This window comes from Rhizobium sp. L9 (assembly GCF_002531885.1).
Taxonomy (GTDB): Bacteria; Pseudomonadota; Alphaproteobacteria; order Rhizobiales; family Rhizobiaceae; genus Rhizobium.
In genome coordinates this window covers 255,526-278,732 of the sequence record NZ_NWSZ01000009.1, presented here as the reverse complement: position 1 = coordinate 278,732, position 23,207 = coordinate 255,526, and the positions used below count along the sequence as shown (strand labels likewise).

General features: G+C 59.8%; 14 protein-coding genes. 8 read left to right on the top strand and 6 right to left on the bottom strand.

Annotated elements, in window-relative coordinates; genetic code table 11:
* Nucleotides 1–72 precede the first annotated feature (72 nt).
* Nucleotides 73–1,329, bottom strand: a complete 1,257-nt coding sequence (locus tag CO660_RS12450) for a SpvB/TcaC N-terminal domain-containing protein (protein WP_141504842.1) — start codon at nucleotides 1,327–1,329, stop codon at nucleotides 73–75.
* A gap of 333 nt (nucleotides 1,330–1,662) precedes the next feature.
* Between CO660_RS12450 and CO660_RS12445 the strand changes: the two genes are divergently transcribed.
* From CO660_RS12445 to CO660_RS12415, 7 genes are all read left to right on the top strand, one after another.
* The gene (locus CO660_RS12445) at nucleotides 1,663–2,589 is read left to right on the top strand and encodes an ArsR family transcriptional regulator (protein WP_170965829.1); all 927 of its coding nucleotides are present in this window, start codon (nucleotides 1,663–1,665) and stop codon (nucleotides 2,587–2,589) included.
* A gap of 211 nt (nucleotides 2,590–2,800) precedes the next feature.
* Complete coding sequence (locus tag CO660_RS12440) at nucleotides 2,801–4,309, top strand: alpha-N-arabinofuranosidase (RefSeq protein ID WP_097598936.1); 1,509 nt, start codon at nucleotides 2,801–2,803, stop codon at nucleotides 4,307–4,309.
* A 180-nt stretch (nucleotides 4,310–4,489) separates the two neighbouring features.
* A complete protein-coding gene (locus tag CO660_RS12435; protein ID WP_097598959.1) occupies nucleotides 4,490–6,394 on the top strand; it encodes an ABC transporter substrate-binding protein in 1,905 nt (634 codons plus the stop codon).
* A 117-nt stretch (nucleotides 6,395–6,511) separates the two neighbouring features.
* Nucleotides 6,512–7,516, top strand: coding sequence for an ABC transporter permease (locus tag CO660_RS12430; protein ID WP_097598935.1), 1,005 nt, complete (start codon nucleotides 6,512–6,514; stop codon nucleotides 7,514–7,516).
* A gap of 3 nt (nucleotides 7,517–7,519) precedes the next feature.
* Entirely contained in the window at nucleotides 7,520–8,377 is an 858-nt protein-coding gene (locus tag CO660_RS12425; protein WP_064808333.1) for an ABC transporter permease, read from the top strand.
* Between the two features lies 1 nt (nucleotide 8,378).
* Complete coding sequence (locus tag CO660_RS12420) at nucleotides 8,379–9,368, top strand: ABC transporter ATP-binding protein (protein ID WP_097598934.1); 990 nt, start codon at nucleotides 8,379–8,381, stop codon at nucleotides 9,366–9,368.
* A gap of 47 nt (nucleotides 9,369–9,415) precedes the next feature.
* Nucleotides 9,416–10,174 (top strand): ATP-binding cassette domain-containing protein, encoded by a 759-nt coding sequence (locus tag CO660_RS12415; RefSeq protein ID WP_097598958.1) that lies wholly within the window; start codon nucleotides 9,416–9,418, stop codon nucleotides 10,172–10,174.
* Between the two features lie 114 nt (nucleotides 10,175–10,288).
* Here the strand turns inward: CO660_RS12415 and CO660_RS12410 are convergent, their stop codons facing one another.
* The 5 genes from CO660_RS12410 to CO660_RS12385 all read right to left on the bottom strand — a co-directional run bounded on the left by CO660_RS12410 (nucleotide 10,289) and on the right by CO660_RS12385 (nucleotide 20,223).
* Nucleotides 10,289–13,051 (bottom strand): hypothetical protein, encoded by a 2,763-nt coding sequence (locus CO660_RS12410; protein ID WP_097598933.1) that lies wholly within the window; start codon nucleotides 13,049–13,051, stop codon nucleotides 10,289–10,291.
* Nucleotides 13,048–14,247 (bottom strand): SIR2 family protein, encoded by a 1,200-nt coding sequence (locus CO660_RS12405; RefSeq protein WP_141504840.1) that lies wholly within the window; start codon nucleotides 14,245–14,247, stop codon nucleotides 13,048–13,050. The genes CO660_RS12410 and CO660_RS12405 overlap by 4 nt, the downstream gene beginning before the upstream one ends.
* A 288-nt stretch (nucleotides 14,248–14,535) precedes the next feature.
* Complete coding sequence (locus CO660_RS12395) at nucleotides 14,536–18,135, bottom strand: DUF3427 domain-containing protein (RefSeq protein WP_097598930.1); 3,600 nt, start codon at nucleotides 18,133–18,135, stop codon at nucleotides 14,536–14,538.
* 255 nt (nucleotides 18,136–18,390) lie between these two features.
* Entirely contained in the window at nucleotides 18,391–18,903 is a 513-nt protein-coding gene (locus CO660_RS12390; RefSeq protein WP_176536279.1) for a hypothetical protein, read from the bottom strand.
* 423 nt (nucleotides 18,904–19,326) lie between these two features.
* Complete coding sequence (locus CO660_RS12385; protein WP_097598928.1) at nucleotides 19,327–20,223, bottom strand: GGDEF domain-containing protein; 897 nt, start codon at nucleotides 20,221–20,223, stop codon at nucleotides 19,327–19,329.
* Between the two features lie 354 nt (nucleotides 20,224–20,577).
* Between CO660_RS12385 and CO660_RS12380 the strand changes: the two genes are divergently transcribed.
* Nucleotides 20,578–23,190: an AMP-binding protein gene (locus tag CO660_RS12380; protein ID WP_097598927.1), complete on the top strand. Its 2,613-nt coding sequence runs from the start codon at nucleotides 20,578–20,580 to the stop codon at nucleotides 23,188–23,190.
* The last annotated feature ends 17 nt before the right edge of the window (nucleotides 23,191–23,207 follow it).

Genomic DNA, 23,207 nt, shown 5'->3' with positions numbered 1-23,207 from the left:
ACAGCAGTTCATCGTGTCCGCTACCGATAGCCGACCGCTAAGCTGCTTCGCCAGATGGGGTCTGCTTGTCGCTTACGATGCATTCGAGAATGGCGCCTGATTGTAGGACAGGGCGTAGCCGCCACTGAGGCCGGCCTCGGCAGCCACACTGTAAGCGACGGATTTGAGCCGGTAGCGGTTCCATGTAATACCGGAACCGTTGGCTACCGGCTGGTAGTCGGGCCGCGGCTCATAGCCGAACGTAATAAAGGAGCGTCCGTATTCGATCCGTGTGGGATAACACATTGGAACGTCGGGGCAGGTATAGAAGTAAGCCACCCGATTGCCGTTCGGATCCACCACCGAGGTCGGCAGATAGCGTAAGATCCGATTTGGATAAGCGGCAGGCGTGCCGGCAATTTCCGCCACAGATTGGAACGTGGTCACGACCCCTTTGGAGTCGGTGACCGTCCACCGATTTGTGGTCGAGTCTAAAATGATCCGCTGCGCCGACTCATGTTCGGTCGTGTGCGTCGACCCGGGCTGACAGCTGGATGCAGCCGAACAGGCAACCAGAGTTTCGCCGTTCAGCACATAGACGTCAACGGGGTTACTCAATGCCGGCACGCCGCCGCCACCACTTTCCCGTTCGATGACGTTAAGGCCGTCGAGACCCCAGCCATATCCCAGCCAGCCTTGGTACAGGCCGCCGAGCCGAGACCTGCGGGCGGAATCATAATGAAGCGCGAACTTCGGCGCGATGTCGCGATATTCCGGCGTGCCTAGCTCGATGAGGTGCGTTAGCGACCCATTGCTGGAGATCTGCGGCACCGATGCTTTCTCAGGCGCATTGACGGCAGCCGAATCCGGCTGGACTGTCGTGGCCGTCGCAGCAAGCGTGGTGGCGCCCGCAGCTTGCGTCGCATTCGACTCAGCCGACGAAGCAGCGCCTTTGTCCTGTCCGTCAACCGTCAGCGTCTCACCCTCGGCGGCGCCTGCGGCCGGCGCCTGACCATCCTTGCCGAGCGTGGTTCGGTCGATGGCCTTGTCTGGTTGCGAATGAGCTACAGCGGAATCGGAACCAAGATCGGACGTCGCCGGAGGCTGGGTGGCTGTCCCGCCGAGGCCGCCCGTGCTTCCATTGCCAAGGCCGCTGCCGTTGGCTTTGCCGGTCTCGGCCGCAGCCGCGGTTCCGACCACTGCAGAGTTTATGCCCGGCGCAACAAACAACGCACAAAGAACCGCTGCAGCGAAAGCTGCAACACCCGAACGAAACTGACGCATGAATCCCCAGATGAAGACGTGCTGAAAATTTACGCGTTTTAAGGTCGCAAATATTTCTAATTGCAAGTAGGAACTTCGCCAAGAAGATGAAAATTAATCGTCGTCAACAACCACACAAAGCAATTATTGCAAGAATTCGGTGCTCGCCACGCTAGACTGTAACAAGCCAAGCGTCGTTTGCCGTGGATGAAATATTCCTAATTCCGCACTTTTGCCGACCCTATCCAGGATCGCGCATACCGTCGCTGACATGCCTGGTCGCTGCCTGCTCAACTGAGCTACGTTCTCGCAACGAGGTCGGTGAGGCATTGTCCTCTCGCAGAGGGGTCTCTTTCCGCGCCGCCCACTTGCTGCATCATAATTTCCGATATACATCATTCTATCGGAAACTATGGGGAAATGATGGAACGCTCGTTTTTGACTATTGCCGCCGGCGAGAATAGTGAGGCCATTCGGGCGCTGTCGGCGCCGGCGCGGATCGAGATATTGAAGCTGCTCTGCGCCAAGGGGCCGCTCAATATCAACGATATCGCCCAGGCGCTTTCCCTGCCGCAGTCCACCGTCGCCACCGGCATCCAGATCCTGGAAGATGCCGGACTCGTCGATTCCCGGCTGGCCAAGGCGCGCAAGGGCAACCAGAAGATCTGCTCGGCGGTCTATAGCGAAATCCTGATCAGCTTCGAGGAAAGCGCGGCGCAGCGGGCCAACAATATCATCGAGGTCGAGATGCCGGTCGGGCTCTATACGAGCTGTGACGTGCATGCGCCCTGCGGCCTCTGCTCGACCGAGAGCGTCATCGGACCGCTCGATGTGCCGGATTATTTCCTCGATCCGCAGCGCATGCAGGCCGGGCTGGTGTGGTTTGGCCGCGGTTATGTCGAGTATAAATTCCCCAACAATGCCAAGGTGTTGAACAAGGATATTCGCGCTATCGAATTTTCGCTGGAGCTGTCATCCGAAGTGCCCGGCACCAATCCGGACTGGCCCTCCGACATCACGCTCTGGGTCAACGGCATGGCGATCGGCACCTGGACCTCGCCCGGCGATTACGGCGACAAGCGCGGCGCCTTCACGCCGGCCTGGTGGAAGCTCGAAGGTTCGCAATACGGGACGATGAAGACCTGGCGGATCTCGACGCGCGGCACCTTCATCGACGGTATCGCCGCATCGAATATCACGCTCAGCGATCTGGCGCTCGGCCAGCATTCGTCGATCCGCCTGCGCGTCGGCATCGCCGAAAATGCCGGCCATACCGGCGGCGTCAATATTTTCGGCCGCGGCTTCGGCAATCACGGCCGCGACATCACCATGCGGCTGCATGTCTGAAAACTTAATATCGGATATCCTGATTTAAAAATCGCATTTATTTCGTGTTTCAGCGGTCGCTAAACTTAATCAAGTTATTGGTTCTAAATACTTTTCCTTCGGATTGGCATTAGTATGATTAAATCCGCCTTTCGGTTGACATCACGACATTCCTGATATCAAGTTAGAGGCACGAAAACAAAAATCCTGATACATAAACGGGGAGGATCCGTTGAAGACGAATGTCGTTGCCCACCGCGATTTCCGCATCGCGACCATTGACGCCAGGCTCTACAGCTCGTTTCTCGAGCATCTCGGCAGAGCGATCTACGGCGGCATCTACGAGCCCGGACATCCGACGGCCGATGAAGACGGCTTCCGCCGCGACGTGCTCGATCTGGTGCGCGAGCTCGACACGCCCTACTGCCGTTATCCCGGCGGCAATTTCGTCTCGGCCTATAATTGGGAAGACGGTGTCGGTCCGCGCTCGGAACGCCCGGTGCGCCTCGACCTTGCCTGGCGCACCCGCGAGGCCAACCAGGTCGGCGTCAACGAATTCGTCGACTGGTGCAAGAAGGCCAATACCAAGCCGATGCTGGCCGTCAATTTGGGATCACGCGGCCTCGACGCTGCCCGCAACTTCCTCGAATATTGCAACCATCCCGGCGGCACCTACTGGTCGGACCTGCGCCGCAAGCACGGCTGGTCCAATCCGCATGATGTCAAACTCTGGTGCCTTGGCAACGAGATGGACGGCCCTTGGCAGGTCGGTCACAAATCGGCTTATGAATATGGCCGGCTGGCCGATGAGACGGCCAAAGCCATGCGCGGCTTCGACAAGTCGCTCGAGCTCGTCGTCTGCGGCTCGTCGAATTCCGACATGAAGACCTATCCGCAATGGGAGGCCGAGGTTCTCGACCAGTGCTATGACAGCGCCGACTACATCTCGCTGCATATGTATTTCGCCAACCGCGAGAAGAACACGCTGAACTACCTTGCCCGGGCGACCAAGCTCGACCGCTACATCACCACGATCGGCGGCGTCATCGATTACATCAAGGCGAAGAAGCGCTCGAAGAAGACGATCGGCATTTCCTTCGACGAATGGAACGTCTGGTATCATTCCAACCAGCAGGACAAGGAGATCCTGGCGCGCGACGAATGGCCGGATGCGCCGCATCTGCTCGAGGACGTCTATAATTTCGAGGACGTGCTGCAGGTCGGCGGCATCCTCAACACCTTCATCCGCCGCTCCGACCGGGTGCGCATCGCCTGCATCGCCCAACTCGTCAACGTCATCGCCCCGATCATGACCGAGGATGGTGGTGCGGCCTGGCGCCAGACGATCTATTATCCCTTCTATTACGCGTCCCGATATGGCCGCGGATCGGCCCTGCAGCTCGTCGTCGACGGCCCGACCTATGACAGCGACGAGGAGAACGAGGTTCCCTATCTCGACGTCTCGGCGGTGCATTCCGAGGATGGCAGGACGCTGACATTCTTTGCCGTCAACCGCCATCCGGATAGCGCGCTCGATCTCGACGTGCGGCTGGAAGGTTTCGGCGGCGCCCGGCTGATCGAGCAGGTGGAGATGACCCATGGCGATCTCGAAGCCGTCAACACGGCGCGGCGGCCGGAGACGGTCGTGCCCGCCAAGGTCGAGACGGCAAGGATCGAGGATGGACGGGTGCGGGCGGCGCTGAAACCGCTGTCCTACAACGTCATCCGGCTGTCGGTGTGACAGCCGCCGCCGGTGCCGATCGGCCCGGCTGAGAAATCGGCCCCCTGCGAGGAGGCAGGCGGCCGGAGGATGGTTCGCCGAAGCGTCAGGCTCACAAGCCCGCTTCTGGGAACCGACAACCGCGACATGGCCCTGCGTGCCTCGAAGGCCGCCGCATCGTCGCTTACAAGGGAGGAGTTCATGCAAAAGTGGAAGAGGTTTGCATTCGGCTTCGTGCTGGCCACGCTCGGCCTGACCGCGGTGGCCGGAGCCCAAGACTATACCTCCTTGCCGCGCAAGGAGACGCTCATCGTTGAAAATCCGGAAGGGACGATCAAGAATCCCGGCTGGTTCAACATCTGGGTCAATGGCGGCGGCGGGGTTTCCACCGGCCTGCAGCAGCTGACCATGGATACGCTCTGGTATATCGACCCCGAACAGGGGCTTGGCGGTGCGGCCTGGGACAATTCGCTCGCCGCCGACAAGCCGCAATATAATGCCGACTTCACCGAAATGACGGTGAAACTGCGCAAGGGGCTCTATTGGAGCGACGGCGTCGAATTCACTGCCGATGACGTCGTCTATACCGTCAAGACCCAGATGGACCACCCCGGCATGATCTGGAGTGCGGCCTTCTCGGTGCAGGTGGCAAGTGTCGAGGCGACCGATCCGCAGACCGTGGTGTTCAAGCTGAAGAAGCCGAATTCGCGCTTCCATGCGATCTTCACCGTGCGCTGGAACGGCGCCTGGATCATGCCGAAGCACGTCTTCGAGAAGGTCGAAGATCCGCTGCGCTACGATTTCGCCAATCCCGTCTCGCTCGGCGCCTACAAGCTGAAGGCCTACGATCCGCAGGGCAAATGGTATACCTGGGAGAAGCGCGACGACTGGCAGCGCACCTCGCTTGCCCGCTTCGGCGAGCCGGCTCCGAAATATGTGACCTATACCGATCCCGGCCCGCCGGATAAACGCACGATCGCCCAGCTCGAGCACAATCTCGATATCATCCACGACAACACGCCGGAGGGCATGTTCACCCTCAAGGAGAAGTCGAAAACTGTTGATACCTGGTTCCCGGGCTTTCCCTTCGCCCATCCGGATCCGACGCTGCCGGCGGTGATTTTCAACACCCAGGAAGCGCCCTTCGACAAAGCCGACGTGCGCTGGGCGCTGGCCCTCCTGATCGACATCAAGGCCGTCGACATGGCGAGCTATCGCGGCGCGGCGACGCTTTCGGCACTCGGCGTGCCGCCGACGGCGGCGACGATGAAAGACTATCAGGCGCCGATGCAGGACTGGCTGAAGGATTTCGAGATCGATACCGGCAAGAGCAAGATCAAGCCTTATGACCCGACGGTCGGGCAGCAGATCGCCGATATCCTGCGCAAGCAGCCGAAGTTCAAGGACCAGATCCCGACCGATCCGGAAGCGATCAGCGGTGCCTTCGGCTACGGCTGGTGGAAACCGAACCCGAAAGCGGCCGGTGAACTGCTGGAGAAGGCCGGCTTCAAAAAGTCAGGCGGCAAGTGGCTGACCCCTGATGGACAGCCCTTCAAGATCCGCATGACGGTCGAAGGCGACACGCGCTCGGTCTTCACCCGCGCCGGCACGCTGATCGCGCAGCAATGGGCGGCCTTCGGCATCGACGCCAAAGCTGTGCCGGCCGCGAAACTGTGGCAGACGGCGCTGCAGCCCGGCGATTTCCAGGTGGCGATCGCCTGGAGCGTCGAAACCTGGGGCGGCGATCCCGACCTCTCCTTCTTCCTCGACAGCTGGCACTCGCAGTTCGTCGCCAAGAAGGGCGAGGTTCAGCCGCCGCGCAACTGGCAGCGCTGGTCCAATCCGGAGCTCGACAAGATCATCGAGAGCATCCGCGGCATCAGCGCCGACGATCCGAAGGGCATGGAGCTCGGCAAGGATTATCTGAAGCTGGTCGCCCGCGAAATGCCGACGATCCCGCTGATGTCCTATAACGTCTTCACCTCGATGGATACGACCTATTGGACCGGTTATCCCACCATCAAGGACCCCTATACGGATCCGGTGCCGAACTGGGCGAATTCGCGGCTGATGATGGTCAAGCTGAAGCCGGCTCAACCGCAATAACCCTCCCAACGCCGGCGCGTAAGCCATCGCGCCGGCCCCCTCATCGGCGGGCATGAGCCCCAGCTGCCATGCTCGTCGATCCTTTCAAGAAGGGAAGCAGAAAGGAACTTCCGCCTTATGACGCCCTATCTGATCTTTGTGCTGAAGCGGTTTGGTCAGTTCCTGCTCGTCGTCTTTCTCGGCGTGACGATCACCTTCTTCGTCACCCACCTGACCCCGATCGATCCGGTCGAAGAAAGCATAGGCGCCATTACCCAGATGGGTCAGTCCGATCCCAACGCGATCGAGCTGATGCGCCAGTCGCTGCGCGAGCTTTACGGCATGCAGGGCTCGATCTGGCAGCAATATCTGCATTTCTGGCTGCGGCTGGCGACCGGCGATCTCGGCCCCTCGCTCTCGGCCTTTCCGACCCCCGTCTCCACCATCATCCTGCGCTCGCTGCCTTGGACGATCGGGCTGATGACGGTTTCGACGCTGATCACCTTCGTGCTCGGCAATGCGATCGGCGCGCTTGCCGGCTATTATCGCAAGGACATGGTGCTGAAGGCCGTCAGCCTCGTCTTCATCGCGATGCTGCCCATCCCCTATTATATCCTCGCCTTCGTGCTGCTCATCGTCTTCGGCTTCATCTGGCCGGTGCTGCCGATCAATGGCGGCTATGAGATGAACGCCAATCTGGACCTCTCCTTTGCGCTCGTCGTCGATATCCTCAAACACTCCATCCTGCCGGCCTTGTCGCTGATCCTGGTCGGAGCCGGCAGCTGGCTGATCGGCATGCGGGCATTGGTTTCCAACATCATCACCGACGACTATGTCGTCTTTGCCGAGCTCGGCGGCGTGCCGAAGGGCAAGATCCTGCGCTCCTACATCGCCCGCAACGCCATGGTGCCGCAATTCACCGGGCTTGCCATGTCGCTCGGCGCGATCTTCAACGGCACCGTCATCACCGAAATCGTCTTCGGCTATCCCGGCATCGGCAATCTGCTGATCGAAGCGGTGCATGCCGGCGACTACAGCCTGGTGCTCGGCCTCAGCGCACTCTCGATCGTCGGCGTTGCCGCCGCCGTCTTCATCATCGACGTGCTGAGCCCGCTGATCGATCCGCGCATCAAGGTGGAATAGGCCATGTTTACCATCATCCGCGACCTCGCCCGCCAGAATATGGAATTCCTCTGCGGCCTGCTGCTCTTTGCCGTCATCGTCGGCCTGGTGATCCTGTCCTATTTCTCGCCCTATGGCGCGACCGACATCTATCTCCTGCCGCCCGACATGCCGCCGGACGGCGAATATTGGCTCGGCACCACATCGCGCGGCCAGGACGTTTTCTGGCAGCTGACGATCGGCCTTCGAAACACCCTCTATTTCGGCATCGGCGTCGCCTTTCTCTCGCGCATCATCTCGCTCGTTGTCGGCCTCGTCGCCGGTTATGCCGGCGGCGCGGTCGACCGGGTGCTGATGGCGATCAACGACAGCGTCATGGTGATCCCGCAATTTCCGCTGCTGATCCTTTTCTATTTCGTGCTGAAGGACAACATGACCTGGGTGGCGCTGATCGTCATCATGGCCTCGCTCGGCTGGTCCTATGATGCGCGGCTGATCCGCTCCGTGGCGCTCGGCCTGAAGAGCCGGCCCTTCACCACCCAGAGCGTCTATTCCGGCATGACGATGCGCAAGATCCTGGTCGAGGAGCACCTGCCCTATGTGCTGCCGATCGTCTTTGCCACGACGATGAACAACATGATCTGGTCGATCGGCATGGAGATCACGCTTTCGGTGCTTGGGTTCACCGATATCGAGACGCCGACCATGGGCATGATGATCTACTGGGCCAATGCGCATTCGGCGCTGATTTCGGGCATCTGGTGGTGGGTCGCCGCCCCCGTCGCCGTCATCGTCATTCTCTTCCTGGCGCTGTTCCTGCTCTCCATGTCGATGAACGAATACAATGATCCGCGCAGCCGGCTGAACCGGATGGGAAGTTAGCATGGAGAATCTGGTCGAAATCGAGAACCTGAAAGCCTATTACCGCGCCTTCCTCTATGGCGTCGATCGCGAGGTGCGCGCTGTCGACGATATCAGCCTGACGATCCGCCGCGGCGAGGTCTATGGCGTGGCCGGCGAATCGAGCAGCGGCAAGACGACGTTGATCAAGACCATTGCCGGCGCCATCCGGCCGCCGCTCCGTGTCGTTTCCGGCAGCGTCAAATTCCATTTCGGCGGCGGCACCCAGGATCTCTATGCGATGACGCCGGAGGAGCGCGTGGCGCTGCGCTGGAAGCATCTCTCCTACATCATGCAGGGCTCGATGAATGTGCTCAATCCGGTGCGCCGGATCCGCCATTCCTTCACCGATTTCGCCTTCCGCCACGTGAAGGTGAGCAAGCCCGTGTTTTTCGAGAAGGTCGCCAACCACCTGCAGCGGCTGAAGCTCGATCCGCAGCTGCTCGATGCCTATCCGCACGAACTCTCCGGCGGCATGCGCCAGCGCATGACCATTGCGCTCGCCACCATCCTGACGCCGGAGTTCATCATCGCCGACGAGCCGACGACGGCGCTCGACGTCATCGTGCAGCGCGACGTCTTGTCGATGATCCGCGACATCCAGCGCGAGATGGGCTCGTCCTTCCTGTTCGTCACCCATGATATGGGCGTGCACGCGACGGTCTCCGACCGCATCGGCATCGTCTATGCCGGGCGGCTGGTCGAGGAGGCGCCGACGGCGAAGCTCTTCAGCGCGCCGCTCCACCCCTATACGCAGCACCTCGTCGGCAGCCTGCCGAAGATCGGCGACCCCACCACCCGGCCCTCGCTGGAGGGGCGGCCGCCGAACCTCGCCATGCCGCCGGAAGGCTGCCGCTTTCACCCGCGCTGCCCGAAGCGCATGGAGATCTGCTCGCAGAAGGTTCCGCCCTTGGTCACCGTCGCGCCCGAGCGGCGGGTGGCCTGTTTTGCGGTTACGGGGGATCAGGTTTGACTCTGCTTAGCCTCTCGCATGTGACGAAAATCTACCGCCAGGGCGGCATGCTCGGCCGGCGGCTGATCACCGCCGTCAAGGATGTCAGCTTCGAAATCGGCGACGAGCCGGAGATCCTCTCGATCGTCGGCGAATCCGGCTCGGGCAAATCGACGGTGGCGGCGATGATCCTCGGCCAGACCGAGCCGACGGAAGGCGAGCTGCAATTTGCCGGCAAGACCGTGGCGATCCACAGCCGGGCCGAGCGCAAGGCCTTCATGAAGGAGGTGCAGCCGGTACTGCAGAACCCCTTCGAAGCCTTCAACCCGCTGAAGCGGGTGGACCGCTACCTCTTCGAGACCGCCCGCAATTTTTCCGCCTCCGGCAAGCGGCCGGACCGGCGGGAGGTGGAGAAGATGGCCGACACCGCCCTCCACCACGTCGGCCTGACGCTGGAAGAGGTGAAGGGCCGCTTCCCCCACGAACTCTCCGGCGGCCAGCTGCAACGCGTCGCCATCGCCCGCGCGCTCATCCCTGAGCCCCGCCTGCTGGTCGCCGACGAACCGGTCTCCATGGTCGACGCGTCGCTGCGCATGGCGATCGTCAACCTCTTCGGCCGGTTGAAAAACGAGCTGGGTCTCTCGATCATCTATATCACCCATGATCTGGCGACGGCTTATTATGTCAGCGACAATATTATCATCATGCGCAAGGGGGAGATTGTTGAGCGCGGACGGGCGCGGGCGGTGTTGGATGATCCGCAGCATGCGTATTCGCGGGCGCTGAAGGATGCGGTGTTGGCGGCGGATTTTGGTGAGGTGGGGTAGTTCGCCACTAGCTGACATCGGCTTGGTTTAGATGCACCGTCTGATTTGGAGCCGATCGCGGATTGGCAGCTTCTGGAAGTAAAACAGCGAATGCGATCCCAATGCGGGGCAAATCTACCGACGAGCGGAGGTCGAAAGGCGGCGGAAGGCAGGTGCATCCACAAGAACAGGCGCGACCTCTCTAATCTGATCCAGTGCGTCAGTTAGATCACGTGGGACCACGGCTCCCTCAGAGGTTCCGACGGTGAGATCAAGCAAACGCAGCAAAGCCTTCCCTTTGGGTTCATCGTCTATGAGCGCGAGCTTTTTCTCTCCATTGTTCTCGCCGTAAAGACCGTAGTCCACCATAGACCAACATTCAAAAGGCACCAGGAAGCGCGCGATTGTATCGACGGCCTCGGCGAAAGCTTCTCTTGAGGTCGCAGGAAGATCGGCAAGAGCGCCGCTGACGCCAGGCGTTGCCAGAGAGCGTTCTTGTGGCCACACGTCACGAAGGAAGGGTGCAGCCGCCGACCGGAATAGTGCCGCCGCGGCTGTAGGTATTTCAGGTTCTTCACCGTCAGCCTGGCCTTCCTCAGGTGCCTTCGCAGAAAGCTCGCGGACGAATTGCTGGATTGCGTTCGCCGCCGATGCACGAACTTCGTCGTCGAGCGTGCGCAACATTTGTTGAACTCGCGAGTTGGGCACGGCGGGATCGCGTCTTTCTCGGAAAGCGTGAAGCGACTCGATTACGATGCTGAAGGCCAGTCTTCGCCGAGTTTCCCGCCCGAGCCGCCGATCTGTCGCTCGCTCCGCCATCGCACCGCCGATAATCTTCAAGACATCGGTGAAATGGGTCCGCCGAGCAATAGCGCGCCAGAGCGTGAGTGATGCGCCATCGTCGTTCAACAGAGGGGCAATGAGATGTTGCTGCGTCCACTCAGGATCAGTGCGGAGGAAGTACGGCAGCGCCTCGATTAAACGATGCCGAGCAATCAAGCTGCTTCGCCCCGTTGAGGCAATCACAGCGTCGCGCATTTGCCGTTCTGTCGATCCTACCGCAAATGCCTGTGAAGCGGGGCTGAGGGTCGGGCATGCCGCCAAGAACACACCGACGAGTTTTCCGGCAGGCGTGTTGAGCGTGTCGAGATCCATCGGCTCTCGATCATCGTCGATGGAACGGGCTGTGACACTGAGATCGACGTCGTCGCCCTTTTCCGGTCTGATATTGGTCGCCTCAACAGCGATCGGCCAAACCCGCAGCCATATGAGTAGCCCCAACGGTGCGGCCACAATCTGCTTTTTCCACGCGTCCAGCCAAGCGCTAATGCCTTCAATCGCGACCGACAGCGTTTCTACTGAGAGTTGGTTCAGAAGTGCCAGGACTCTTATTGCCTCGTCTTCAAGATCGCGCGGTGCATTGCCGGTAGGCTCTGGCGGCCTTGGAGAATGTGCCCAACCGAAACGGTTCCAGACTTTGGGGAACTCATCTCCGCCGTTTCCGACTACCTCGAAATCGCCGAGGATAAGCGCTGCCTTTTCCGGTTGCTGCAACCAATCGTTCGCCCGTTCCGCGGGATCGTCATCCCAGCCGCCGCGGCTCGCAGAGAGCGCCGACTCAAGCGCGCGCAGTCGGGCTGTACCCTCGAGTGCGTCGTAACGATCATCGGGGTTGCTAGGAACCGATCTGACAGTCGCCCCCTCTGGAAAACCTTCATCGCTTGTCATTGCGGCGAGATCGGCAAACTGCACAATATGAGCGTCAAGCCATGACTTTGAGCTTGTAGGGAGTTGGCCACCGGCAACCTCGATACGCTTCAGCTCGCGAACCGCCCAGTAAAGACGTGCATGCTTGACTTTTGCCGTCTCGGCTTTCTTTGGCCAATGATTGCGCGGAGGACCTTTTTGGATGCGTTTCACGATAACCTTCTGCGTTCTCGTGTCCAGATCGCCGAAACGTGCTGCCCGCAGCTCCGCGATCTCAGGAAACAAATGCAAGTCCCAGAACTTGCGATCATCGAGCGCCAAGAGAAAGGCCCCAGCCCTCTCAGGCGAGGTCAACTGACTGTTCCGGGACAAGGCGGCCCAGAGGCGAACATGTAATGGGCAACCATCTAGGCTCCATCGCAAGAGAAATGGTTGGGCGGAGCTGGGGTCAAGGTTAGCAATGCGCGCAACAACGGCATGCAGGAGCTTCACTGAGGGGGCAATGCCGCGATGATAGGCATCTGGCTCCTGCTCATCGCCTGCTCCCCTCCCGGCCTGTGTGTAGTGGACACGGTTGAGCAATCCCAGTCCGAGGAATGAGCGTTTCTCGTCCCAACCTGTGCGGCCAGCGATATCGAGACCGTGATTCACAGCAGCCTCAAGAGCGTTCGCCAACGACTTCAGGAATTGAATGTCTGTGATGTTGGCAAGTCCAAGGACGTTAAGGTCGATCAGATCCCCACTCGTCAGACCCGCTGAAATAAGGTGTTCGAAGGTCTTAGGGCTCCGCGGCTTTTTCACGAACTGCCAGCGCCAGGATTCAATCGGCTCGACCTTGAGGCGTGGAGCAACAAGATTCACGATGGCGGCAACAATGGCACCAGAACGATCGCCGCCGCTCAGGCGTGCTTGAATATCGTAGATCGCCGTTCCATCGCCTACTTCGGCAACGCGTGAAGACCAGCTTTCTTCAATCAGGCGCCAAGCCGTTGCCCACGGTCCTCGCAGGTCCTTCGCGCCTGGACTGCTTAGCAAGTACTCAATCGCGACGCGTTCAATACGCTGACCTGGTTTTAGGCGAAGCGCCCAGTCAATCGTGCCTTGCTCCGCTAGGCGCTTATGCAGAAAGGCGATCGTCGTTCGGAACGTGTCGCGATCCTGTGGGTCGAGATGGGCGATGGGTCGGATCATTTCCACCCTCGCTCTCTTTCGCCACCAATTTTCACGATGGCATCGAGCCAGTCGATGTTTGCCTTTGCATCAGACACTAGCGAGGCCAATCGTGTCCGTTCACTCGCATTGCTTCGGCGGAAAAGGTGATCGAACAAGTCGCGGTCATGGTCCGTGGCTGCCGCCCGGGTAGCCCTAACAATCCGGCGAAGCTCAGCGTCAATTGTTTCTTTCTTCCCATTAACGGCAGATAATTCGGACCATCGCTCAAGCGTTGCCAGCAACGCAGTGTGGCTGCCATTCGAATCGTAGTGGATTGGTGTAATCCCGCGCGCCTTCCAATCCTCCAATGGTACCGGATCGGGCGAACCCGTGCCGAAGAAGGTGAATCGTTCTTTCAGGTCGTCAAAGCGACTCCCATCGGCAGCGACAGCATTTAACAGGTAGCGCATCGGTGGATCGTTTGCGCTATATCCAACTAGAACGAGGTGGAAGAGGCGCGCCGCATCGTAGATAAAGTCTGGCACGACACGCCGCCGCAGATAGAATTCACCGAAATCCTGATCCGACAACACGAGCTCGGAAAAGCGAGACAGGTTTCTATCGAGGGCGCCGTGTATGTGAAGCACACCTGAGAAATCTGCGTGTCTTGAAGGTCGAGGGATGGAGCCCAGCGCGTAGGTCTGGACGGACGATCGAAGCCGCCGGGCTGCTATTTCGAGCAGCAGATCGAAATTTGTCGTAACTATAGTCCTCGCCCCGCCTCGATCGGCGAGGCGCATGAGTGCCCGATGGATTCGTGCCGGATTGTTGGGGCCAGATCGAAGACGTTCGGCCACTACACGCCGGACCTGGCTGTCGCCTCTAGTCTGATCGTCTAAACGCCGTTCAAGCATGCCAAGAACGACGTCATAGTCACCGATTATGAATCGCTTGACTTCAGCTGTCTGGCGTTCCGTCAATCCATTGCAATCTGTGTGCCAGTGGTTGCACACCCCAGCAGGCAAACAAGCCAAAACGGCATGAACGCTGGTGTCAAGACGCGCGTAAACGTCGATCACGAGTTCACGAAAATCTGGAAGATTTGCTGGTTTGGAAATCCCTGCGCCGCAAATGAACAGGACTTCGCCACGAGCATGAGCCAACAGAAGGCGTTCAGGTATTGCAGCAAGCTCACTTCCGAGAGAGATTACGCGATCTTCGATCTCGTGGCTCACCGAATAGCCTTTTCATCATTGTTGATGTTCGAATTTACCTGCCGTGTTACCCCGCACAACCTCCGGCAGGTATTCCTCAACAATATTTTGTTCGAAGCCTCACCCGACCGTTATCGACGACCGCTTGCAGGCGTCGTGAAGCTATTCTGGATGACCCTTACCAGGGCGCTTAGCCGCCGCGGCATCTCGGCAAGTTGACCTAAAGACGGAAATCACCACCGCATTGACGTACACAGCCCGCCGTTTATCGGCCATCAGCGTTCTGATGAAGGTACAAGCATCAACAGTTCAGCTCTTCAGCTGTGACAGAAGCATCGAAGGGACCGCCTGCCGCAGTCGCCATGTCACGGTAATCGGCATGTCGCCTGTCCACGTGTGGAAATCCACTTCGCCACAATAGATGAACGGTGCCGGCTTTGGTCCGATCTTCTTCGTCTTGCGGACCAGCAAGTGGATGTGAAGACCCAATGCTTGATGGTCGCGGATCATCTCCCCGTGCTTCGATCGTTGCTTGGTTCTGTTCTGACTTTGCCAGGAGAATTCCGTGGCTGAGGTGAAGTGATCAGCATAGCGATGCTCGTCCATCATCCCCTCCTTCTCCAAGGTGACGAGCAGAAAGATGTGAGGCGGTTTTGGCACGAAACCAGCGTTCCATGTCGCCTGATCGAAGTTTAGGCCGAAGGCTTGAGGGATCATCTCACGCGAATAGCGTTCCCACAGCCGAAGGCCTGCCTGTGCCTGACTCTGTAGGCCCATCGGTTCCATGCGCCAAACATCGCTCTGGAACCGGAAGCGGACACGATCGCCTTTGCCCGGAAGTCCGGCATCGTCGCCGAACCATCCGCGAAGAATGGTGGGCAAGCGGTTGGACGGATCGCCGGCTCTTCGCACAACGTTAATCGCGATCTTGGCAACTGTAGCCTCCATCGGCTGATCGTCTACAAAAACATCCAGAGGACCTTCCGGCAGCTGCCCTGCACCGGACGGCGTCGGGAGGAATAAGATAGGTTGTCCGCTCGTGTTTCGGGCGACGCGACAAACAGCATCTGCCAGCTCGTTGGAAACACCGCTTCTGGTCAAATATTGCGAAAGACGCCAATCGAGGATTTCCCGCAAAATCTGGCTGAACGTCTCTCGGTCCCCTGTCGCTCTTACTAGCCCAAATTGATTTTCCGTCAAAGTAAAATAGGGGGCGCCCTCGCTATCCCGCAGCTTCGTTAGGACATCGATCGGAAACCTTAGCAGCAGCGATTTGAGCGCTTTCCGATCCGCGAGATCGACAGAGAAGTCCTGCTGCAGCTTGTGCACTCGAGAGGCCAACTGCGCGACGCGCTCGACGATCTCATCGACGGCACAACTGTCCCGCACGGTCTCCTCATCGAACAGCGCGAGAAGCGTCATGAGCTTGTAGCTTCGGGTTAGTTCGGTCTTCTCCATCTCGAGAAAGAAATCTCGATGATCCAACCAGATCGATCGCTCCAGATCGCTCAACCCACGCATTCGTTCCACGAATCCGAGCCACGAGCGCTCGCTGCTGCTTCTCGGATTGTTACCCGAGTGGAAAACCTCTGACGCCGTGGGCCGAACGCCATGCCGCTCTAGGAAGTCGCGGTAAAAGTCTTCCAGAGCATTCTCTGTGCTTGCCGGCTTCACCAGCATGCGAAGTATTTCGATTGCCTCGAGATCGTAGGTCACTTCACAGCCGGTGGGTAAAGCGATTTGATCGCCCTGCAGCCTTTCCAGAAACTCGCGGACATGACCGCCGGACGACGCATCGACATTCGCAATGGATGCGATCGCACGCAACTTCGTGAGGAAAATACGATGGTTGCCGATATAGTCGATGACGACGAGACGGTTCTTGTTTGCTGATTTTCGCAACCCGCGGCCGAGTTGTTGCAGCCAGATAATCGTCGATTCCGTTGGCCGTAGCATCAACACGGTATCGATACTCGGGACGTCGACACCTTCGTTGAACATGTCGACGGAAAACACTACCTCGAGTTCGCCCGCTTCCAGTCTCTGCAGAGACGTAGCCCGAGGTGCCGAATTGATGCCGGCATGGACGGCGACAGCCGACACCCCATGGCGGTTGAAGAAATCGGCCATGAAATCCGCGTGTGTCTGGGAGCAGCAGAAGCCGATGCACTTCGTCCCGCCGCGTAGTCGGTACTGTTCGAGCGCGTTCTGCGCGCGTGCTTCCGTGGCGACAGCAGCGGTGAGTTCTGTCAAGTCAAACTGCGCGCTTCGCCAGGGGATGTTTCGGTAATCTACAGTGTCCGGGACGCCGAAGTAATGAAAGGGGCAGAGATGCCCGCCCTCTATCCCCAGATGGATGCCGGCCTGGAAAACGAGGTTCTCTTGACACAGACCGAGGAGATCAGCTCCATCGCTTCGCTCCGGTGTCGCCGTGAGACCGAGGAGGAACTTCGGTTCGAAATAATCGATGATGCGTCGATAGGTGCTTGCGGCTGCGTGATGAAACTCGTCGATGACGATATAGTCGAAGGTGTTCGGCCGAAATTGCCTGATCTGGTTCGGCTTGCCGAGAGTTTGAACGGAGGCGAGAAGGAGATCGGAATCCGTGTCCTTGTGATCGCCCGACAATCTTCCGATCCGAGCGGTCGGCCGCACGCGCCGGAATGTCTCGATCGCCTGATTGAGGATTTCCTCGCGATGGGCGACGAAGAGGATGCGACGATATTCGAAGCGATCGCTGTCGAAGGCCGCCAGCCAGGTCTTGCCGAGACCCGTAGCAAGCACCACCAGACCCGCTGTGTACCCATCCTGCCGTGTTTGCTCGAGCGCTGCGAGAGCCTGGCGTTGGATCGCGTGGGGTTCGGGAGGAGGCAGCGGCGGCTCGTATGCCATGCCAGCCTCCTTAAAGCCTAGTGGGCTTCTTCGGTTTTCATAGCGGTCGATCCACTCCGGCGTGACGGAGACGGCGCTATAGGAATTGAAGAGGTCATCGAATCCATTGCTAATCTCGGGGAAGGCCGTTCGGTCGTGGCTCGAAATGACCTTGTAGTTCCACTCGATCGATGTGGTCAGGGCCGCCTCTGACAGATTGGAGCTGCCGACAAATGCCACGCCCTCCTTGTCCGACAGAAAGATATAAGTCTTGAGGTGAAATCCCTGCGCCGTAGCCTCGAAGACCCGGAGCATCAGGTCGCCGCCGAGATCGGCCAAACGCCGCAGTGCGATCGGCTCGGTCACTTCCATGTAGTCGCCGACGAGAATGCGGGCACGTCCGCCGCGGGCCAGAAAATCTTTCAGATGTTCCACGATCAGTCTTGCGCCGCTATCCAGCAGAAATGCTACCGCTATGTCGCAGGCATTCGCCTGGTCCATATGCATGATGAGATGGGGCAGAAGATGGTCGCTTCCGCCAGTGACCAGTCGCTTTACCTCTTCGGTGCCGCTGACCTCTTGGGCTAGGTAGTTGGCCTTGTTCGGGATAACGTGTCTGACTCCGCCTCTCGGGTCGTCGATGTCACCCAAGTAGCGCGGAATGACATGCAGGTGGAAATGGAAGACAGTTTGTCCTGCAGCCTCAGCCAGATTGAAACCGACGTTGTAACCATCCGGCTTGTGCTTTCGTTCGATGTCGGATTTTGCCCTGTCGATGTTTCGCCAGATAGCCTGCTTCTCGTCCGCGGAGAGATCGTCCCATGTCGCCGCATGCCGTCGTGGAACGATGAGCAGATGTCCGGGTGACACCGGAAAGGAATCCCAAAGCGCGACGACTTGATCGTCCATAAAGGCGATGCGGCTCAATTCGGCGGTGCAGAAAGGGCATTGAATCATCGGCAGATTATGGGCTGCCTGGCCAACGCACCACCAGGATGGCTGATGCTTTTCCACACAATGATTATTGAGAGCAGCCATCGTTCAAAGCAAGGCGGGGCAAATTGAGAGAGCTTCGATTCAAGCTGCTTTCGACGCAACCCTGGCCTCTCACCGATGCGCCGGGAGGCTGCTAGAATGCAAGCTGTGGCCGGAATGGGGCGCATAGCCGCCCGGCCGCTGTCGACCTGATGCAGTCATTAGCCTTCCGCTCCGACGAGGAAAGCTTCTGTGCCGAAGCTACGCTTAGAATGAATGTTTAAGGCCGCATCGGGACTTCTCCGGTCCAGACTGTATTCAGGATTGCCAAATCGGCATCACCCGTTCAATGCGATATCTTTTCTCGAACTCACGAAGCACCATTTCGAGCGTTGCCTCAAAAGCACCCTGGTCGAACATCATCGATTTCTCTGCTTCGTGAAGGTAGCGCCAGTCAGTAAAGGCATATTGGTGCTGATACAGAATGTGACGAATGCTGTAGTCGATGGAGAACCCGATGGGATGATACGGGAGCACTGACCTTTTGAACTCCGCGTCGAGTTTCTCTTGGCTTTCGGGCTTGAGGCTATCAAATAGCCTCATCAGGTTGTGCGATTTGACAACTTTTGGATCGTCGTAGTCGAAAACGAACCAGGCTTTGAGTGCCAATTCCATGGAAAGCGCCAAAAGCATCGGTTCAACACCGACGTGTTCGCTTTCACCTAGTTCTCCGTGCTTTCCGAATTCTGGGCCTGGAAAGCTCTGAGTTTTTCGAAAAATTCCCCTTGCAGCCTCTCCGATTCTAATGGCTGTCGATAGGCGCGCACTCATTAGAGGTCCATTTAATTGATGTAAGTTGGGTTTGGAACTTGAGCTGAGACAATACAAGAACGCTTTCGCTTAGGCCAGGTGGCACGGAGTTGGAACTTAACGACAACAAGGTGGAGTTGAGTTCACCGCCGGGCCCCGGAGGAAGTCCAAACCGCAGTGCCGAGGGGAAGATGATCGGTAAAGGCTTGATGCAGATAAAAAACATCCCTGGCCCGGATGATCAATAACTGGAATACAAATCCTTTTATTGTGAAGCTCGAAAGTAAATTGTCATGCTTCACCCTTGGCCAAGCTCGATCGCAGCTCGATACCCTCGCCCTGGGAAGATGACGACAGCCCCAGCTCAACAGTTCAGGAATTTAGTAAATCTCATCTAACAACCTCGGTTCCCGCCTCAGCGGGCAAGGCATTGCTGTCCGGCCCCTACGCCGCCCGCACCCGATCCCGCCCGCTCATCTTCGCATCATAAAGCGCCTGATCCGCCCGCCGATAAAGCTCCGATGCACTGTCCGTCGGCACGCACGCCGCGATCCCGGCAGAACACGTGTAGCTGAAGTCGGGCGAGTCCGGCAGAGGCCGGGAGAAGCGGATCACCGTCAGCATGCGCTCGACCATGGCAAGCGCGTCTTCCGGGCCGGTGGCCGGCATGACGAGCAGGAATTCTTCGCCGCCGACCCGGCCGAAGCAATCGTTGCGGCGGACATTCTGGTGGATGCGGTGGGCGAAATCGCGCAGCACCAGATCGCCGGCGTGGTGGCCGAGCCGGTCGTTGATGCGTTTGAAATTGTCGATGTCGAAGACGGCGAGGCAGCCGCTGCCGCCATGCCGGACGGCGGCCAGCATGTCTTCGACGCGCGCCATGACGAAGCGGCGGTTGGCGACGCCGGTGAGTTCGTCGGTGTAGGAGGCCTTGATCGCCTGGTCGCGATCTTGCCGGACTGTGCGACCATGGACCTTGAGACGGGTGATGTCGCTGGCGATGCAGAGCATCCAGCCGTTCTTCTGCACCGCCTCGGTCATCCACAGCCAGCGGCCGTCGGCAAGATCCGTCTCGAAGGCGCGATAGCCGATCTTGCCACGGCGCGACTGGGTCGAGCGCAGCCATTCCTCGAAATTATCCGTGCGGATGACGGTGCCGCGGCCGAGATCAAAATTGCGCCGCATCAGATCCGGCCAGAGCGGCGTTTCCTCCGGCTCGATGAAAAAGGCTGAGCGGAAGGCGCTGTTGGCATAGCGCAGCCGGTCATCGCCATCATAGACCGCCATCAGCGTTTCCGTCTGTGCGGAAAGATCGAGAAGCTGTTCGATTGTCTCGTCCATAAAGCACCCTGTCTGGTTGCCCCGGCAAGAGATGGCGCAGAAATCCTATGAGAAAAGAGCCACCCGGCAAGCAAAGGCGCTTGCCGTGATTACGGAAACGTCAACGCGCCGCCACGCGCGCTGGTGATTGACATCGGCTGCGACCGGATTGAAACGAACAGCCATCCGACGTTGCAAGCTGCACTCGCCGCCCCGATGAAACAGCCGCTGCGGTGGTGACGACACCGCTCCCCCAGCGCGGGCGAGGACCGCAGCAGTTGGCGCGCCGCAGATATGCACCTGGAAATTAGTTGACTGCGATAGTCAAGGATTATACGCGCTTCGGCCAGTTTTCTGCCAATTCGAAGCGTCAGCATGATCCCCGACAACCTGTTTTCCGAAATCGCCCGCGCCGACGATCGCCCTGCCCTGATCTTCCCGGACGGGCGGACGCTCTCCTACGCCGAGCTCGACGCCCGGACGCGGCGCTTTGCCGATCGGCTGGGAGGCGGGGAAAAGCGGCTCGTGGCGATTGCTGCCGAGATCTCGGAACATGCGATCGTCGCCTATCTCGGCGCCTTGCGCGCCGGCCATGCGGTGGCGATGCTGCCGCCCTGCGATGACAGGCTGTGGCGCGAGTTTCTGTCGGCCTTTCAGCCCGACTTCACCTACCGCCTGGCCGATGGCCGCTGGCGGCTCGTGGAAGAAAGCCGGCTCGGGCAAAGTGCTGCGCCGCTGCATCCGGACCTCGCTCTGCTGCTGATGACGTCAGGCAGTTCGGGGCTGGCGAAGGCCGTTCGCCTGTCGCATGCCAATCTTGACGCCAATGCGCGCGCGATCGCTTCCTATCTTGAGCTCTCCGCTGCCGATAGAACCGCGCTCGTCCTGCCGCTTCACTATTCCTACGGTCTCTCCGTCCTCCATTCGCATCTGGTTGCCGGCGGCAGCATCTTCATGCCGGGCGTCTCCGTGGTGAGCGAGGATTTTGCACGGCTGCTCGGCGAAAGCGGCTGCACCAATCTTTCCGGCGTGCCCTATTCCTATGAGCTGATGGAAAAGACGGGCTTTCGAAGCCACGCGTTCAAGGCGCTGCGCTTCATGACGGTGGCCGGTGGCCGGCTGGCGCCCGAACTGATCCGCCTCTACCGTGACCATATGCGCGCGAACGGCGGCCGCTTCTTCATCATGTACGGCCAGACCGAGGCCGCCGCCCGCATCGCCTTCGTGCCGCCGGAAAGCCTGGGCGACCATGAAGAGCGGATCGGCATCGCCATTCCCGGCGGCAGCCTCAGCCTGGTCGACGATGACGGGCAGCCGCTCGACGGACCCGGTGTCGCCGGAGAACTCGTCTATGCCGGCCCGAACGTGATGATGGGCTATGGCGCCGATCGATCCGATCTTCAGCGCGGGGCCGAGGTCGCGGCATTGATGACCGGCGACATCGCCATGCGCGACGCGGACGGTTTTTTCCGGATCGTTGGCCGCAAGAGCCGTTTCGCCAAGGTTGCGGGGCTGCGCATCGGCTTCGACATCATGGAGCAGGTTCTGGCCGAAGCGGGGATCGCGGCTGCCGTCGTCGGCGACGATCACGGTCTGCAGGCCAATGTGAGCGATGCACGTGAGGCCGACCGGGCGCTCCAGATGCTGGTCGAGGCGAGCCATCTTCCGGCGAACCTGGTTAGCGTCAGGGCGCGAAGCGCGCTGCCGAGGCTTGCCTCCGGCAAGGTCGACTATGCGGCCCTGAGCGCTGAGATGCTGGCGGCACGCGAGACGAGCCGCGCGGTGGCGGCCAGCGTGCTCGATGCCTATGCGGGAGTGTTCTACCCCCACACGGTCAGCCGCAACGACAGCTTCGTCTCGCTCGGCGGCGATTCGCTGCGCTTCCTGCAATTGACGATGGCGCTCGACCGGCTTGGCATCGAGCTGCCGGAAGGCTGGGAGCAAAAGCGGATCGCCGAGCTCGATATCGGCCCGCGGGACGCCGCGTCCGGCCGGAGCGCAGAGTTGAGGGCGCTGCCGACCGATCTGGTTCTGAGGGCGATCGCCATCCTGCTCGTCGTGATCCATCACCAGATGCTCTGGCCCATTCCCGGCGGATCGGGCGTGATGCTGCTCCTCGTCGGCTTCAGCCTGGCGCGCTTCCAATCGGGCCATTTCCTCGCCGGCAATTTCCGCCATGCGCTGCGGCCTGCCATCAATGTCCTCATTCCCTATTTCCTGATCGTCGCCGCCTATGGGCTCGCCTGGCGCACCATTCCCTGGGCTTCGGTGACGCTGACCGGCAATTTCGGCTATGCCGAGCCGGAGCGTCACGAGATGCTTCCCTATCTCTACTGGTTCATCGAAGCCTATGCGCAGACGCTTCTCGTCTTCTCGCTTGTCTTCGCCGTGCCTATGGTGCGCAGGCTCGCGCGGGCGCACCCCTTCGCCTTCTCGCTCGCGCTGCTGGCGCTGGCGGTCACCGCGCGCTTTTCCCTGCCGCATGTCTTCGATATCGGCCAGCGGCAGATTTTCACCCTCTACTGGGGCCTGCATCTCGGCCTGTTCGGCTGGTGCGCGGGCCTTGCCGGCAAGCCGGCGCAACGGATCATCCTGACGGTCATTGCCGCCGCCGTGCTCGGTTATCTCGCCTTCTGGGAAACGCTCTGGATCGGAACGACGGTCAAATATCTGACGATCTTCGCCGCGCTGATGGCGCTTCTCTACCTGCCGCGCATTCCCCTGCCCGTGCGGCTGGGGCGCCTGGTGACGCTGATCGCCGTCTCCGCCTTTCCGACCTACCTGCTGCACCGCTTCGTGCCGGAACTGCTGATGCCGCAAGCCGCGGCCGTGCTGCCGGCTCCGCTCTTCCATCTGCTGGCGATATCAGGCGGCCTGGCGCTCGGCATCATCGCCAACAGAACCGCAGCGGAGCTTCGCAACCTGCTGGGCGGCATAGCGATGACCCGCGGCACGGGCGGGCGGGCCATGGCGGCGGAGACGGCCTGAGCCGTTTTCGCTGCGTC

What these genes read in the sequence shown, in the direction of transcription:
- CO660_RS12425 (WP_064808333.1), top strand. Translation starts at nt 7,520, where the DNA reads ATGTTTACCATCATCCGCGACCTCGCCCGCCAGAATATGGAATTCCTC.
- CO660_RS12390 (WP_176536279.1), bottom strand. Translation starts at nt 18,903, where the DNA reads ATGAGTGCGCGCCTATCGACAGCCATTAGAATCGGAGAGGCTGCAAGG.
- CO660_RS12395 (WP_097598930.1), bottom strand. Translation starts at nt 18,135, where the DNA reads ATGGCTGCTCTCAATAATCATTGTGTGGAAAAGCATCAGCCATCCTGG.
- CO660_RS12420 (WP_097598934.1), top strand. Translation starts at nt 8,379, where the DNA reads ATGGAGAATCTGGTCGAAATCGAGAACCTGAAAGCCTATTACCGCGCC.
- CO660_RS12385 (WP_097598928.1), bottom strand. Translation starts at nt 20,223, where the DNA reads ATGGACGAGACAATCGAACAGCTTCTCGATCTTTCCGCACAGACGGAA.
- CO660_RS12445 (WP_170965829.1), top strand. Translation starts at nt 1,663, where the DNA reads ATGATGGAACGCTCGTTTTTGACTATTGCCGCCGGCGAGAATAGTGAG.
- CO660_RS12410 (WP_097598933.1), bottom strand. Translation starts at nt 13,051, where the DNA reads ATGATCCGACCCATCGCCCATCTCGACCCACAGGATCGCGACACGTTC.
- CO660_RS12435 (WP_097598959.1), top strand. Translation starts at nt 4,490, where the DNA reads ATGCAAAAGTGGAAGAGGTTTGCATTCGGCTTCGTGCTGGCCACGCTC.
- CO660_RS12415 (WP_097598958.1), top strand. Translation starts at nt 9,416, where the DNA reads ATGCTCGGCCGGCGGCTGATCACCGCCGTCAAGGATGTCAGCTTCGAA.
- CO660_RS12380 (WP_097598927.1), top strand. Translation starts at nt 20,578, where the DNA reads ATGATCCCCGACAACCTGTTTTCCGAAATCGCCCGCGCCGACGATCGC.
- CO660_RS12430 (WP_097598935.1), top strand. Translation starts at nt 6,512, where the DNA reads ATGACGCCCTATCTGATCTTTGTGCTGAAGCGGTTTGGTCAGTTCCTG.